This is a genomic window from Candidatus Nanosynbacter lyticus, from assembly GCF_030253515.1.
GTDB classification, from domain to species: Bacteria; Patescibacteriota; Saccharimonadia; order Saccharimonadales; family Saccharimonadaceae; genus Nanosynbacter; species Nanosynbacter lyticus_A.
Genome location: NZ_CP124549.1, coordinates 602360 through 616975, shown reverse-complemented (window position 1 = coordinate 616975; position 14616 = coordinate 602360). Strand labels below are relative to the sequence as shown.

At 49.5% G+C, this 14616-nt stretch carries 14 protein-coding genes; 9 read left to right on the top strand and 5 right to left on the bottom strand.

Annotated features, from left to right (window positions below; translation table 11 throughout):
- Nucleotide 1 precedes the first annotated feature (1 nt).
- Together NLML1_RS03275 and NLML1_RS03270 are read left to right on the top strand one after the other, a co-directional pair.
- Nucleotides 2-235 (top strand): FtsX-like permease family protein, encoded by a 234-nt coding sequence (locus NLML1_RS03275; protein WP_285441379.1) that lies wholly within the window; start codon nt 2-4, stop codon nt 233-235.
- Nucleotides 207-1520 carry an FtsX-like permease family protein gene (locus NLML1_RS03270; protein WP_285441378.1) on the top strand — a complete coding sequence of 438 codons (1314 nt, stop codon included), beginning with the start codon at nt 207-209 and terminating at the stop codon, nt 1518-1520. The genes NLML1_RS03275 and NLML1_RS03270 overlap by 29 nt, the downstream gene beginning before the upstream one ends.
- A 58-nt stretch (nt 1521-1578) precedes the next feature.
- On the opposite strand, the gene NLML1_RS03265 is transcribed toward NLML1_RS03270, so the two are convergent.
- The gene (locus NLML1_RS03265; RefSeq protein WP_285441377.1) at nt 1579-1998 is read right to left on the bottom strand and encodes a hypothetical protein; all 420 of its coding nucleotides are present in this window, start codon (nt 1996-1998) and stop codon (nt 1579-1581) included.
- Nucleotides 1999-2145: 147 nt separating this feature from the next.
- Between NLML1_RS03265 and uvrA the strand changes: the two genes are divergently transcribed.
- Entirely contained in the window at nt 2146-4980 is a 2835-nt protein-coding gene (gene uvrA, locus NLML1_RS03260; protein WP_285441376.1) for an excinuclease ABC subunit UvrA, read from the top strand.
- 42 nt (nt 4981-5022) lie between these two features.
- Here the strand turns inward: uvrA and NLML1_RS03255 are convergent, their stop codons facing one another.
- Together NLML1_RS03255 and NLML1_RS03250 are read right to left on the bottom strand one after the other, a co-directional pair.
- A complete protein-coding gene (locus NLML1_RS03255) occupies nt 5023-5679 on the bottom strand; it encodes a DedA family protein (RefSeq protein ID WP_285441375.1) in 657 nt (218 codons plus the stop codon).
- 41 nt (nt 5680-5720) lie between these two features.
- Nucleotides 5721-7484 carry an ABC transporter ATP-binding protein gene (locus NLML1_RS03250; protein WP_285441374.1) on the bottom strand — a complete coding sequence of 588 codons (1764 nt, stop codon included), beginning with the start codon at nt 7482-7484 and terminating at the stop codon, nt 5721-5723.
- 209 nt (nt 7485-7693) lie between these two features.
- Between NLML1_RS03250 and def the strand changes: the two genes are divergently transcribed.
- The 4 genes from def (at nt 7694) to NLML1_RS03230 (ending at nt 10269) form a co-directional block, all read left to right on the top strand.
- Nucleotides 7694-8272 (top strand): peptide deformylase, encoded by a 579-nt coding sequence (def, locus tag NLML1_RS03245; protein WP_285441373.1) that lies wholly within the window; start codon nt 7694-7696, stop codon nt 8270-8272.
- Between the two features lie 132 nt (nt 8273-8404).
- Nucleotides 8405-9115 carry an NUDIX hydrolase gene (locus NLML1_RS03240; RefSeq protein WP_171272116.1) on the top strand — a complete coding sequence of 237 codons (711 nt, stop codon included), beginning with the start codon at nt 8405-8407 and terminating at the stop codon, nt 9113-9115.
- Nucleotides 9102-9518, top strand: a complete 417-nt coding sequence (locus tag NLML1_RS03235) for a TIR domain-containing protein (RefSeq protein ID WP_285441372.1) — start codon at nt 9102-9104, stop codon at nt 9516-9518. Before NLML1_RS03240 ends, NLML1_RS03235 begins: the two co-directional genes overlap by 14 nt.
- 127 nt (nt 9519-9645) lie before the next feature.
- Nucleotides 9646-10269, top strand: a complete 624-nt coding sequence (locus tag NLML1_RS03230) for an HD domain-containing protein (protein WP_285441371.1) — start codon at nt 9646-9648, stop codon at nt 10267-10269.
- Here the strand turns inward: NLML1_RS03230 and NLML1_RS03225 are convergent.
- Nucleotides 10250-10702 carry a hypothetical protein gene (locus NLML1_RS03225; RefSeq protein WP_285441370.1) on the bottom strand — a complete coding sequence of 151 codons (453 nt, stop codon included), beginning with the start codon at nt 10700-10702 and terminating at the stop codon, nt 10250-10252. The genes NLML1_RS03230 and NLML1_RS03225 overlap by 20 nt on opposite strands.
- 80 nt (nt 10703-10782) lie before the next feature.
- On the opposite strand from NLML1_RS03225, the gene NLML1_RS03220 reads away from it, so the two are divergent.
- Nucleotides 10783-11361: a uracil-DNA glycosylase family protein gene (locus NLML1_RS03220; RefSeq protein WP_162323550.1), complete on the top strand. Its 579-nt coding sequence runs from the start codon at nt 10783-10785 to the stop codon at nt 11359-11361.
- Between the two features lie 42 nt (nt 11362-11403).
- On the opposite strand, the gene NLML1_RS03215 is transcribed toward NLML1_RS03220, so the two are convergent.
- A complete protein-coding gene (locus tag NLML1_RS03215; protein WP_285441369.1) occupies nt 11404-13368 on the bottom strand; it encodes an alpha amylase C-terminal domain-containing protein in 1965 nt (654 codons plus the stop codon).
- 39 nt (nt 13369-13407) lie between these two features.
- Here NLML1_RS03215 and tgt point away from each other — a divergent pair, with 39 nt between their 5' ends.
- Nucleotides 13408-14610 carry a tRNA guanosine(34) transglycosylase Tgt gene (tgt, locus tag NLML1_RS03210; protein ID WP_285441368.1) on the top strand — a complete coding sequence of 401 codons (1203 nt, stop codon included), beginning with the start codon at nt 13408-13410 and terminating at the stop codon, nt 14608-14610.
- The last annotated feature ends 6 nt before the right edge of the window (nt 14611-14616 follow it).

The following is a 14616-nucleotide window of genomic DNA, read 5'->3' as shown; positions in this document are numbered from 1 at the left end:
GATGCAACGGCTGGTCATCGCCAAACAATTAGGTGGCGTACAGCGTGAGAAACGCTATGCGGCATTGCGGTTGATTGGCGCCACAAAAAAGCAAGTGACACGAGTGATTCTCCTCGAGTCACTTATAGCTTCAATTGTCGGAGTTGTTATTGGTCTCGTAGCGTTTTGGCTGTTTCAGGCACCGCTACAGAATTTTGAGATGGGTGATGGGTGGTGCACGATTCTGGCCGGCTGATTTGCAGCTAAACTGGCTACAGTATCTGTTAATCATTGCATTGACACTGGCGTTAACTATTGGTGTGAGCTGGCGGCGGATGCGGCGAGCACAGATTTCACCACTTGGCGTAGCCCGGACGCAAGAAAAAGTAAAGAAGTTGCGTATTTGGCGAGTACTACCACTAGCAATAGGTCTTGGTATCTTTGCCTGGGCCTGGACTCCTGCGGGACATCAGTGGCTTCATGGGCAAGCGGATAGTTCATTAGGAGCAATGATGGTGCTCGCGGCGGGAGTGATGCTTGTTATGTTTGGCCTGGTATTGGCCGGTGGCTGGCTGACGAATTGTATCGCACGATGGTGCGCTCGGTGGGCGCGTAGCGGTCTGGTGCTGATCGCAAGTAAGCGTATCGCGGTACATTCGCGAGCTGTATTCCGCAGTGTCAGTGGTGTCGTCTTGGCACTATTTGCAGGGAGTTTTTATCTGACGGCAGTTAGTGGCATTGAAATGCTGAGTGCATCATCAGTTAATAATAATGGCTACTCACAGCGTAAGGGTAACTCTGCGATAATTATTGGTGATTCACTACCGCAGTCAATGCAGCAAACTCTTAATAGGCAGCAATATATTGTAAATAGTGCAGCAATATATCCTCTCGAAAAAGGCCATGCTATGCGGTGTAGCGATCTAGCATCATACACTGAGCATACGTGCCCAAGCGGTGCTCGTCCGGATCAATTTGCACTCATCAATTTTGATGCGCCAGTTACGCAGTCGGTGACATTGATGGATACTGTTGAAACAAAGGGCAACGTTAATTATCTCGTGACTCTACAAAATGCAGTTGATGTTGATCAATTGCGAGGCCTAGTTGGTGAGCGACTACAATCAGCCAATCCAATGTGGGTCGTTGGTGGTGCTGATTCTAAGCGGCCAGCCATTAATCCAGTCATCAAAAACTTCGCCGATCTTGCCTATGTTGGTATGGGTGTGACATTGTTTGTCGCCGTAGCAAGTTTAATTGTATCGACGATTGGTGGACTCTTGGAGCGACGGAGATCACTGTTTACGTTACGGCTCGGTGGGATGAAGCTCAGTCAGCTAAAGCGCCTCGTTGGCTTTGAATCGCTAGTGCCGTTAGTGAGTGTCTCCCTACTCTCGTGTGCTATCGGTGTGTGGACAGGATTGGTATTTATCAGCATCCTTCCAACCTCCCTAAAGCCAGTTATTACACCATTATATTGCTTGATTGTTGGTGCTGGATTAGCGATGGCCATTATCGTATCTATATCATATTGCCAATGATCAAGAAGCTGACGTCACCAGAAGCAAATCAGACTGAGTAAGCGGGGCGGGGATGTCTTTAGTTTGTTGCAACGGCCAATCGTGCTGTAGATTGGTCGTCAACCTTGGGAGTGGCATCAGCTTGTGCTAGATGACGTTGCGTCATTACGAGCCACGCTGCAACCATAGCTAGACTGACGTGCTGTGCTGTTGCGTGACGAGAATTTGCTACTAGACGGAGTTGTCGATTAATGCGACGCTGATCAAACTCTCCGATAACCTCGATACTACGCCAAAATGCAGTACTAATCGATTTTGCCCAGATAATACATACCGGCACAATGATCATCCAGAAGCCCATCATCACAGCTGCCGGCAGAATGATACCAGTGAATGGAAGTCTACCGATAACCATGAATGAAAACCACTCTTCGCGGGTCAGGTAAAATAAGGTTGCGACGGCAACGGCAATTCCACAGATGGTCACAAACCTCTTCATGTGTTTTACTATAACAGCTGATTATCATATTTGCAATCATAAGCTTAATATGTTTTTATGAATATATTTATAGTGTGGCGACAGGGGAAATTATCTCGCCTGCTGCAACTGGAAAAATGGATGTCTATTCGGTATAATAGACCAGATATGCCAGAGGTAATTCGCGTCAAGGGCGCCCGTGAACATAATCTGAAAAATATTGACGTGGAGATCCCGCGCGATAAATTAGTGGTGATCACTGGTCTCAGTGGTAGTGGTAAGTCGTCGCTAGCGTTTGATACGATTTACGCCGAGGGGCAGCGTCGCTATGTCGAGAGTCTGTCGAGTTATGCGCGGCAATTTTTGGGCATTATGGATAAGCCGGATGTTGATAGTATCGAGGGCCTGAGTCCGGCGATTTCAATTGACCAGAAATCAACCAGCCGTAACCCGCGTTCAACCGTGGCGACGGTGACCGAGATTTATGATTATTTGCGCCTCTTGTTCGCGCGGATTGGCACGCCGCATTGTCCGGCCCTCAAGCCAGACGGCACACGCTGCCATAAGCCAGTGTCACGCCGCACAGCCGAGGCGATTATCCAGGAGATTATCAAGCAATATGATGGCAAGCGATTGTTGCTACTCGCGCCAATTGTTAAAAATAAGAAGGGCGAGTTTGCACACATTCCAGAGCAGTATCAACGGTTAGGTTACGCCCGGGTGCGTGTGGATGGGGTGGTGTATGCGCTGGATGAGTTTCCGCAATTACAGAAAAGTTACAAGCATAGCATTGAGCTGGTGGTTGATCGCCTAGTGGTGAACAATGACCTAACTAGCCGGTTGAGCCAGAGCGTCGAGCAGGCGCTGGAGCTTGGCCAGGGTGTGGTTGAGGTGCTGGATGCTGATACGGATGAACTGAAGACGTTCTCGCAGCGATATGCCTGTGTTGATCATCCGGATGAGGAGATCCCAGAGCTTGAGCCGCGTCTGTTTAGTTTTAATGCACCGCAAGGGGCCTGTCCGAGTTGTACTGGACTTGGCAGTCGCTTGGAGGTTGATCCTCATTTAGTACTGAACGAGAATCTGACGATTGCCGAGGGGGCAATTCGGCCATACAACCGGATCAATGTCGATAATTTTTACATGCGCAAGATTTCGGCGGTAGCTGAGGCGCATGGTTTCAGTATTCGGACGCCAGTTGGGCAGTTGTCTGATGAGGCGCGCCAGAAAGTACTCTACGGCACGGGCGATCAGAAATATCCAGTGCAGCTTGGCAATGGGCGGCATTATGATACAACCTATGAAGGGGTGATTCCCAATTTGGAGCGGCGCTGGAAAGAAACCGATAGCGAATTTATGCGCAAGGACATTGAGCGGTTTATGCGCCAGCGGGATTGTTATGTTTGCGGCGGCGCGCGGCTGAAGCCGGTTGTCCTAGCAGTAACGGTGCAGGGTCTGAATATCATGGATATTTGCGACCTTGGCGTTGATGATGCGCTTGACTTGTTCACTCACAAGTTAACATTGAATGAGCAGCAGGCGATGATCGCCCGGCTTATTTTGAAAGAGATTACCGCCCGCCTCGGGTTTATGAGTAATGTCGGGCTGAATTACTTGGAGTTAGGGCGCGCCGCCAATACACTGAGCGGCGGCGAGGCGCAGCGAATTCGGCTGGCAACGCAGATTGGCAGCGGTTTGCAGGGTGTGCTGTATGTGCTGGATGAGCCATCAATTGGCCTACATCAGCGCGATAATGATCGGCTGATTGCCACGCTTAAGCACCTGCGTGACCTTGGTAATACGGTGCTGGTCGTCGAGCATGACGAGGATACGATTCGCCAGAGCGACTTTTTGATTGACATGGGGCCGGGTGCTGGTGTTCATGGCGGCACGGTGGTGGCGCTGGGTGCGCCAAATGAGGTGGCTAAATGCACGGATAGTATAACCGGGCAGTATCTGTCGGGTGTAGAAAAAATTGCCGTACCAAAACACCGCCGCCAGATTGATGCGAGCCGTCAACTAATCGTCCGCGGCGCTCGTGAGAATAATTTGAAACAAATTGATGTGGCATTTCCGTTGGGTCTGATGACGGTGGTGTCGGGTGTCTCAGGCAGCGGTAAGTCGACGCTAGTTAATGATATTGTCGCCAAGGAATTAGCGGCACGACTCAACCGGGCTAGTGACGTACCTGGCGCACACGATAAAATTGAGGGAATAAAGCAGTTGGATAAGGCTATCGTCATCGATCAGTCACCAATTGGCCGCACACCGCGCTCTAATCCAGCGACCTACACTGGTATTTTTACGCCAATTCGCGAGCTGTTTGCTAGTACGCCTGAGGCTAATGTCCGCGGTTATAAAGCTGGTCGGTTCAGTTTTAATGTCAAGGGCGGTCGCTGCGAAAATTGTCAAGGCGACGGTATGATCAAGATTGAAATGCATTTCTTGCCGGATGTCTACGTCCAGTGCGACGAATGCCACGGTAAGCGTTACAATCGTGAGGCACTGGAAATTAAGTATAAAAATAAGACCATTGCTGATGTACTCGATATGACGGTCGAGCAGGCGGCGAATTTCTTTGATAGCGTGCCTAATATCGCTCGGAAATTACAGACACTGGTCGAGGTTGGTCTTGGCTATATCAAGCTCGGTCAGCCAGCAACCACCTTTTCGGGCGGCGAGGCGCAGCGTATCAAGCTGGCAACGGAGCTTTCAAAGCGTTCGACGGGCAAGACGATGTATATTTTAGACGAGCCGACAACTGGGCTACATTCTGCCGATGTTAAGCGGCTGCTGGGAATTTTGCAGCAGCTGGTTGACGGCGGTAACAGCATGATTATTATTGAGCACAATCTGGATGTGATTAAATCGGCCGACTGGATTATCGATATGGGGCCTGAGGGTGGTCTCGGCGGCGGTACGGTGGTAGCGAGCGGCACGCCAGAAGAAGTCGCCAACGTGCCAGAATCATTTACCGGTACGTATCTGAAAAGTTTGCTGTAGTTGGACGTATAGCTACTAACGAGCAGGCTTCATCATGAATGCTTATTGCTTTTTGCGGCGAGTCTTGCCGAGTAGGACTAATACTTGTTGGCGCAACGCCGCGCGAGTATGCTCCTGCTTGAGGGCGTGAATGATCATTGGCAGCACTGACAAGAAGATGATAATTAGTGCAGCGACCTCAATATTAATACCAGCGTCGGTGAGCGCCTTGCCAGCAAAGAATCCGAGGTAGGTGAAAAGCGTGGCCCAAATAACGCCGCCAATGATATTAAAGACGATAAAGGTTCGGTAGTGCATCTTGCTAGCGCCAGCCACGATTGGTGCAAATGTGCGCACGATCGGTATAAACCGCGCCAGCACCACAGTAAGTGAGCCATGCTTTTCGTAAAACTTTTCGGCCTGCACGAGATATTTCTTCTTAAAGAAGCGAGAGTTTTTGCGTTCAAATAATTTACGGCCAACTTTATGTCCAAATGCGTAGCCAACGCTATCGCCAAGGATAGCCATGAACGAGAGTAGTAGTGCAAAGAAATGAATATCAATTGGCAGAATATGTTGCTGTACCATATAGCCAGCCGTAAACAGCAGGCTGTCACCCGGGAAAATGAAACCAAAGAGTAGGCCTGATTCGGCAAAGACAACCAGCAAAATCGCGACAACACCAAAATGAACAATAAAATCAATAAACGCGTGCATCATATCATTATGCATTATAGCATACTACTTAGAGACTGTGCTGGTTAGGCGTCAATAAAGCCGCCAGATTGATGCTGCCACAGTTTCGCGTAGTGGCCGCCGTGCTTAAGGAGCTGGTCATGCGATCCATCCTCGATTATCTTGCCATTATGCATCACGATGATTCGATCAAGCTTTGCAATCGTTGAAAGTCGATGAGCGATGACGATTGAGGTACGGTTTTGCATCAGTGTCTTGAGTGATTTTTGGATCAGAACTTCTGACTCAGAATCAAGCGCCGAGGTCGCCTCGTCGAGGACCAAGATCGGTGCATCTTTCACGATGGCTCGAGCGATAGCGATGCGCTGGCGCTGTCCACCCGACAACTTGATGCCGCGCTCACCAACCAGTGTGTTAAATCCATCCTGCAGCTTGATGATAAAATCATAGGCCCCCGCCTTTTTGGCTGCCTGTTCAATCTCAGCGTCGGTGGCATTAGCCTTGCCGTAGGCAATGTTCTCGCGCACCGAACGGTGAAAGAGTAGCGGCTCTTGTGGCACGTAAGCGATCTGCGAACGAAGACTGGCCTGGGTGACCTCGGCAATGTTCTGCTCGTCAATCATGATTGTGCCCGAGTCGATGTCGGCAAATCTCAGCAGTAATTTCGTCAGAGTCGTCTTGCCCGAACCACTAGAGCCAACCAGCCCGACCTTTTCGCCTGGCGTAATATGCAGTGAAAAGTTGCGAAATAGCATCGCCCCCTTGCCTTCGTCATGCGTAAAGGTCACGGCATCAAAATCAATGACACCGCGATCAACATGAAGCTTTTTATCACTCTTATCAACAAGTGATGTTGGTGTGTGTAATATCTCAACCATCTCATGGGCGTCGCCAATGATCCGGTTATAATTGCGCATAATGCTATTCATATTCCACAGCTCACGGGCGACGCTGCCAGTATAGGTGATGATTAAGTACACTGCTGCGACCGAAACGATATTATGCTGTGCTGCATAAATAGCGAACACGATGGCACCGATTCGGATGCTGGTGTTTATCGTTGAGTAAACACTGCTGACAGTGAGAAATCCTCGCATAGTGGCTAGGCTAGCCTTGCGCCATGCATGATTCGTTTTATCAAATCGCTGCTGCTCGATTTTTTCAGCGCCGGATGACTTGACAGCAAGTACATTTGACACCATGTCAGCGAGGTTGCCGCTCACCTTGTTGCTGGCCTCTGCTTCACGCTGGCTTAATTTGGCCATTGGGCGTGACCCAAAGAAGACGGCTATACCGAAGACAATCGAGAATATGAACAGAAACAGTGCATATTGCCAGAGGAGCATTGCTAGAATGACAATTGATCCGGTGAGTGAGATGACCAGCGGCAGCACTGCCCACACTAGCTCATCCCAAAACCGCTCAACACAGCTACTGAGCTTGCTGTTTTTGCTGACGAGCGAGCCACCAAATTTATTGGAGTGAAAAAACATGGTCTCGCCAGCTAGCTTGGCGAATACCTTGTTTGCGATATCGCGCTGCATAGCAGTTTCGAGTGTCCACATCAAATATAGTACTATCCGCCACCCAATAATCTCTGACCATAGCTGACTTATGCCATAGAAAATTACCAATGTCCACACAGAGTCAGTCTGCAGCTGACCATGTTGAATCATATCCAGGAGCTGTGCGATAATCAGTGGCCCGACAATTGTGCCTACCGCTAAGGTTAGTGTCGCTGTGATGAGAGCAAGGTTGCGCCGCCATTTGTATGGACGTGATGCTCGCCATAGTAATTGTAATGTTGTTTTTGCGTGTTGTTGTCGCAAGGTAGAACTCCTTATAATTTATATTTTAATACAAAGATAAGTCATCTACAGTCCACTATGGTGTATGGTGGACTTGGGTGACCAAGACTCACGGTAATGATGTATCTCATTGTATAACAGAGGTGGGTTGGCTGTCAACTGATGGAAGAACCGTCAATGTTGTGACGGTCTTACCATTTATTACCCAATAAATATGGTATAATAAAAACATGAAACGCGAAATTGTAAATTTTTTTACTGAAGGTGGCCGTAAAATACTAACGCAAGAAGCAATACCGGTCGAACATGAGGACGTAGGGAGCGATCATGTGCAACAGACCATAACAGATATGCTCGAGACGCTGCGTTCACAGGGTCCCGGAGGCGTAGGTATCGCCGCTAATCAAATTGGGAGCGATCTCGCAATCTTTATCATTGATGTGCGGCCGCCTGAGGATGCAAAAGTCGAGCCATTTCGGCTCGTGGCAATTAACCCCAAGATCGTTGAATACAGCGGTGAACCTGTGAAGAGCTTGAATCCAGAGGGCTGCCTGAGCGGAGTGACGGGTGATTCTGAAACGACATTTACCACGCGTTACCCTGAGGTTACGTTGCGCTGGACAGATGAGCAGGGCGAGACGCATGAACAGGCCTTTGATGGTATGTATGCTTGGGTTATCCAGCACGAAACAGATCATTTGAACGGTATCTTTTTTACAGACAGAATAGAAAGTGGGCCGCAGACAGAGAAGGCTGCTCTGGCTGAACTGGCGATCCGCAGAGCGTCAACTAACAGTACTCAGGAATGACGTAGCTATTGAGATTATCTAATCTCTGATTCTATGAGAGAAGCGTGACACGTCTACGCCTCTACACTAGGGAAGTCGACTTCCCTAGTTTTTCTAATCCGATCGCGCTACACTAAAGCCAAAGGAGGCGATATGAGTTTTGAAGCAAAGATCCATGAGGCACAGACGAAAATTTTGCGGGAATTGTTATTTTTGCCAGCGGCCAATTTCGCAACACTACAAAAAGCAAGCGGTCTGGAAAGCGATCATATTAAATTTCACATCAAACGGCTCGTTGAGCTAGGTTATGTGCAGAAAGTCGACGGCGGGTACTGCCTCTCGGTCAAGGGTAAGGAGTACGCGAATAAGCTTGATACTGATGCCGGTGTTATTGAGCGGCAGCCAAAGGTGGCAGTTATGCTCGTTATCGAGCGTGAGCATGCTGGAGAAAAACAGTATTTGTTGCAGCAGCGGCTCAAGCACCCCTACTATGGGTTTTGGGGTGCGCCTACTGGCAAAGTGCGGTGGGCCGAGTCAATCGTCAATGCGGCCTCGCGTGAATTGACGGAGGAGACGGGCTTACGGGGTGAATTTGTTCATCGCGGGGTGTACCATGAATGTGTGCGCCATGCGCAAACAGGTGAAATTATCGAAGATAAGATCTTTCACCTGATGTTTTGCAAGGTATTTTCAGGCAAATTGGCCGTACAGTTTGAGGGCGGCAGAAATGCCTGGCGTACGCTCGACGAGATGCGTGATGAGCCAAAAAAGTACAAGAGTTTTTTGCGAGAAATCACGGCGTGTATCAACGGGTGCGGCGAGTTGACTGAAATAATATATGAATATGGTAATGCGGAGTTCTAAACCACGGGCAGTACGTGCGGTATTGTGCGGGTCTTACAGGCGCGATATTGACGGGTTACAGCGAGCTTACGACGAGCTAGCCGCAACCGGCTGTCAGGTATTGTCACCGCGACGAGTGGACTTTATGGACGGTGAATTTGTTGTTGATGCTGCAGAAGTTGGCCTGTCGCCTCGAGAGATAGAAAACTGGCATTTACGGGCTATTGAGCAGTCTGATTTTATTTTACTGCATGCCCCCAAAGGCTATGTTGGCATAAGTGCTGCGATGGAGATCGGTTATGCTCTCGCATTAAAGAAACCAATCTTTTCACGAACAGCACCGGTTGATATTATGCTGCGTGAACTAGTTTACGTTGTTCCGAGCGTGTATGATGCATTATGCATCTTGGGATTTCGGAGCTAATAAATAGATTTACGTCCATAACTTGCATGGGGGTGTATAATAAAGTCTATGAACAAATCAATGACAATAGTAAGGCAGGAAGTCTGCCGACTGCTTGGCGGCGATACGTCAGGCCATAGCGACGAATGTGGCACGGCTAGCAGAGCGATTCGCGAATGAGCATAAAGAAGCGGCTTCAATGGACGAAGTGCTGCTGACGGCATGGCTACACGACGTTGATGATTATAAATTAGTTGGCAAAAAGCAAGCGGATGAACTCAATAATGCCACGTCAATTATGACGAAGGCTGGTGTTGCGGCTGATTTGCAGGATGCGGTGCGTTATAATATTGCTCGGATTGGCTATAGTCGTTATCTACATGGTGTGCGGCCAGAACGTTTGGCTGGTCAGCTGGTATCTGACGCTGATATGTGTGATGCGATTGGGGCATGCGGTATCGAGCGGGCACTTATTTATGCGGTGAATCACGGTAGTTGTCGGATATTTGATCCAACTGTTTGGCCTGATGTGAACATTGATGCATATCGATATAACGCCAACGGCGGCACGCATGATGGCGATAGCTTCATTAATTATTTCTTTGAAAAGTTATTGAAGCTACCAAAGATTATGATGACCGACTCAGGCCGAGACGAAGCGTTAATTCGCCAGCAAATTATGGTTACTTTTCTTCGTGCCTATTTTCGAGAAAAGAATGTGCCGGAGTGGAGTGATTTTCTGGAAGAATATCTTACTTCAATGGATGAGTAGAGGTATATTGCTCTTCCCAGATCGTTATAGCCTGCCAAATTGTTTCGTTGATTGCGCTACACAGCTCAGCTACCGTGGCGATATCCGATGAAAACTCACCGTCTACTTGCTCGGCCGATGCTGCGTGTAATTCGTCAGCCAGTTTATCAAACAGCAGCATACGTTGTTGAGTGTAGGTAACGAGCGGCTTGATATCAAGAGCGATATGCTGCCGTCGTGAACTGTCTGTTTGATAGGAGATCATATCAAGTGTTTCTAGGTAGCGTAGTCCACCGGTAATGGCCGCCTTGCTGAAGCCAGTTTGCTCGTGGAGGCTTGTGTGGCTATGGTGATACGGTGGGGCGATCAGGAGGCAATGTATGATCGTTGCTGAGGCCGGTGGGATGCCGAGCGAGATCAAGGTAGCTATGATATTTTTTGAGTTTATATCCATGTGAACAATATATCACATAATATTGATGAAGGATAGCCTGTAGCATGAACAGTATAGAATGGTTGTGATATACTAACGTAATGACTAGGCCGTTGCTGTATGATGAAATCGATCAAGATAGTATGAATGCTTCGTTTCATGCTCGTGGTTGGCCGCCAGTCTATACCGCTTCGCCCTGCTCACGTATCGTGCTGGTTGGTCAGGCGCCGGGACGAATAGCGCAGGAAACACGCACGCCATGGAATGATGCCAGTGGTCGCACATTGCGTCAGTGGCTGGGGGTTACCGATGAACAATTTTATGATCCTAGTTTGTTTGCTCTAATGCCAATGGATTTTTATTATCCAGGTAAGGCTGCGCATGGTGATTTACCGCCGCGACCGGAGTTTGCCAAAAAGTGGCATCCACGGCTGCTAGCACAGATGCCGGATGTGAGGCTGACGATTTTAGTCGGTGCTCATGCTCAGCAATACTATCTCAACAAACAGGCGAAGCGCAACCTGACCGAAACAGTCGCGCATTATATGGAGTATCTGCCTCATTATTTTCCACTTGTCCATCCATCACCGCTTAACTTCCGCTGGCGGGCGCGCAATCCATGGTTCGAAATGAACGTCATTCCGATTCTGTCTAAGATGGTCAAAGAATTAGCACAGTAGTCAAGATCATGGTAGGGTATTCATACTAACATAGCTTCGCGGTCAATCTTTTTGTAGCACGAGGCCACTTCGTGTCGGTATGTATACACGTATAATATGCTCGCTATCATGTGGCGTCGTAAAGTAGCGGCCGTTAGGCTTAACCCGGCCCTGCCCGCCAAATTGCTTGTCGTCGCTGTTCAAAATTACACTGTATGACCCAGCCGCCGCTGGTATACCATAATCCGTCCACGACTGGCTGGGCGAAAAGTTCATAATAAACAGCAGATCGCCGCGTATGAAACTAACCACATGGTCGTGTTGACGAATGGTGAGGTAGTGAATGCCCGAGTCGTCAACGGTTTTGATGAGCTTCATCAGGCTGGCGTCAAATTCGCCCAGCCATTGGTATTTGAGAAAACCATTGTCGCGTAAACTCCATTGTCTGCGAGCATGCTTGAATGACCAATGATTACCCTGGCGTGGAAAGTCGATCCACTCAGGATGCCCAAATTCATTACCCATGAAGTTGAGGTAGCCGCCGCCGTGCAGTCCGGCTGTCAGCAGTCGAATTAGTTTATGTAGGGCTATGCCACGCTCCACCGTCAGGTCAGGGTCGGCTTTGTCCATGTGCCAATACATTTCTTTGTCGATCAGCCGAAAAATTAGCGTCTTGTCGCCAACCAAGGCTTGATCATGACTCTCGGCGTAGGTGATGACTTTTTCCTCTGGGCGGTGTGAACTCAGCATGTGAGCCAATTCACCTAAGTCCCAATCTTCGTCGCGCTTTTCCTTCAACGTCTTGATCCAGAGATCGGGCGCACCCATCGCTAATCGATAATCAAAGCCCAAGCCGCCGTGTTCTGTCGGCGCCGCCAAGCCCGGTAGCCCGCTCATTTCCTCAGCAATGGTCATGGTATCGGGGCGAACGGCGTGAATGACGTCATTGGCCAGTTTGAGATAGACCAGCGCATCCTTATCAACGTCGTCGCCAAAATAATCATCATAGCTCGTGAAACTTTTGCCTAAGCCATGGTCGTGATATAACATGCTGGTCACGCCATCAAACCGGAAACCGTCAACATGGTACTCATCCAGCCACCAGTGGCAATTGCTGGCGAGAAAGTGCAGTACTTCCGGCTTGCCATAATCAAACAGCCGCGAATCCCAGGCGGGATGGTGGTGAGCTTTGAAATATTGCGTCGGGCTGCCCGCAAAATTACCGAGGCCTTCGACTTCATTTTTAGCAGCATGAGCATGAACGATATCAATGATGACGCGCAGCCCCAGTCCGTGTGCCGCGTCAACTAACCGCTTGAAATCATCGGGCGTGCCAAACCGCGAACTGACCGCGAAAAAGTTGCTAACGTGATAGCCGAAACTGCCGTAGTACGGGTGTTCGGCGATGGCCATCAGTTGGATGGTATTATAGCCAGATTGTTTGATGCGCGGTAGGACGTCGGTGGTAAACTCGTTGAAACTGGCGACCTTTTCCTCCTCACTGCTCATGCCGACATGCGCCTCATAAATTAGCGGTACGTTTGGCGCAGGTGGAATATTATGCTGCCACTGATACGGCTCATCAGGCTGCCACACTACGGCCGAAAAATCCACCGAATCATTGTCTTGGACGACGTAGGTGGCGTATGATGGTAAGCGCCAGCCGTCGCCGCCCGGCCAATATACGCGCAGCTTGTATTTTTGACCGTGGTGTAGCGCATGTTTTGGCAGATCAACGCTCCACTCGCCATGCACACCTGGCTGCAGGGCAAACTCCTCGCGCTCCTGCCAATCAGAAAAATCGCCCACCAAAACCAGCCGCGTAGCATTCGGTGCCCATTCGCGAAACGTCCAGCCCGCCGCCGTCTGGTGCAGGCCAAAATGATGAAACCCTAGCGCAAACTCCGCCGGCGATTTGCCGTCCAACACTCTCCGCAGCGTCGATGAAACATAAGCCCCACGTGACTTGATGATAGGTTCATGCGGCGCCAGCCACGGATCAAGGTCAACCAGCGTTTTCTTGCTCATGCTTCTAGTGTAGCGGAAAAAACTGATATAATCTATCAAATGAAACCGTTTTCTTTTGAGATCACCTCTAGGCTTGGCGACACGCTGGCGCGCACTGGCATTATTCACACGCCGCACGGGGATATCACAACACCGGCGTTTATCGTGGTTGGAACTAAGGCTAATGTCAAGGCGATGGTGCCAGAAATGGTGGCGGATGTCAGCGCGCAGGCAGTGCTGGCAAATGCCTATCATCTATATTTGCAGCCGGGTCATAAACTTATCGAGAAGGCTGGCTATTTGGGCAAGTTTATGCACTGGGATGGGCCGACATTCACTGATAGTGGCGGCTTTCAGGTGTTGAGTCTGGGCTCGGGCTTTAAGAAAGTACTGGCGATGAGTACTGATGTCGATGAGGAAATTGCCATCGCTAAAAAATCGTCGCGCCACGCTTGGGTGGACGAAAACGGCGTAATGTTCAAATCGCACCTCGACGGCTCGTACCATAAATTTACGCCGGAATTATCTATGCAGATTCAGGCGGGCATTGGTGCGGATATTACTTTCGCCTTTGACGAACTGACCTCGCTGATTGATCCGTATGAATATCAAGTGGAAGCCTTGGCGCGAACGCATGCCTGGGCGGAGCGCAGTTTAGCTGAGGTGAAACGTCTGCGTGAATCTCGTCCCGACAAGCCATATCAAGCATTGTTTGGCGTGCTGCAGGGTGCGAATTATGAAGATTTACGCAAGCAAACGGCTGCGTTTTTAGGTGCGATGGATTTTGACGGCTATGGTATCGGCGGTGCGCTGGAAAAGGAAACTATGGCCCAGACGATTCAGTGGGTCAATCAAATCTTGCCCGAGAACAAGCCGCGGCATTTACTCGGCATTTCTGAGCCGGACGACATCTTTGCGGCAATTGAGCAGGGAATCGACACCTTTGACTGTGTCAGCCCAACGCGCGTGGCCAGAAACGGTGCCGCCTATACGCCATTTGGCCGGGCTAATGTCCGCGGGAGAAAATACCGCGAACTGTTTGAGCCAATTATGGAAGATTGCGACTGCTATACTTGCCGCCACTACACCGCCGCCTATCTCTGTCATCTGCTACACGCCCGCGAATCTCTGGCTGGCACGCTATTATCAATCCATAACGAGCGATTTATCGTTAAACTGGTTGATGATATCCGCGCCAGCCTAGAGGATGGGACATTTTACGAGTTTCGTGAAGAGTTTTTGGCGACGTACTATCGCCGCTAATGCGAG

Bases quoted from the DNA above. Each gene is read 5' to 3' on its own strand.
- NLML1_RS03220 (WP_162323550.1), top strand. From the start codon at position 10,783: ATGACTAGGCCGTTGCTGTATGATGAAATCGATCAAGATAGTATGAAT.
- def (WP_285441373.1), top strand. From the start codon at position 7,694: ATGAAACGCGAAATTGTAAATTTTTTTACTGAAGGTGGCCGTAAAATA.
- NLML1_RS03255 (WP_285441375.1), bottom strand. From the start codon at position 5,679: ATGATGCACGCGTTTATTGATTTTATTGTTCATTTTGGTGTTGTCGCG.
- NLML1_RS03270 (WP_285441378.1), top strand. From the start codon at position 207: ATGGGTGGTGCACGATTCTGGCCGGCTGATTTGCAGCTAAACTGGCTA.
- NLML1_RS03225 (WP_285441370.1), bottom strand. From the start codon at position 10,702: ATGGATATAAACTCAAAAAATATCATAGCTACCTTGATCTCGCTCGGC.
- NLML1_RS03235 (WP_285441372.1), top strand. From the start codon at position 9,102: ATGCGGAGTTCTAAACCACGGGCAGTACGTGCGGTATTGTGCGGGTCT.
- tgt (WP_285441368.1), top strand. From the start codon at position 13,408: ATGAAACCGTTTTCTTTTGAGATCACCTCTAGGCTTGGCGACACGCTG.
- uvrA (WP_285441376.1), top strand. From the start codon at position 2,146: ATGCCAGAGGTAATTCGCGTCAAGGGCGCCCGTGAACATAATCTGAAA.
- NLML1_RS03240 (WP_171272116.1), top strand. From the start codon at position 8,405: ATGAGTTTTGAAGCAAAGATCCATGAGGCACAGACGAAAATTTTGCGG.
- NLML1_RS03215 (WP_285441369.1), bottom strand. From the start codon at position 13,368: ATGAGCAAGAAAACGCTGGTTGACCTTGATCCGTGGCTGGCGCCGCAT.
- NLML1_RS03275 (WP_285441379.1), top strand. From the start codon at position 2: ATGCAACGGCTGGTCATCGCCAAACAATTAGGTGGCGTACAGCGTGAG.
- NLML1_RS03265 (WP_285441377.1), bottom strand. From the start codon at position 1,998: ATGAAGAGGTTTGTGACCATCTGTGGAATTGCCGTTGCCGTCGCAACC.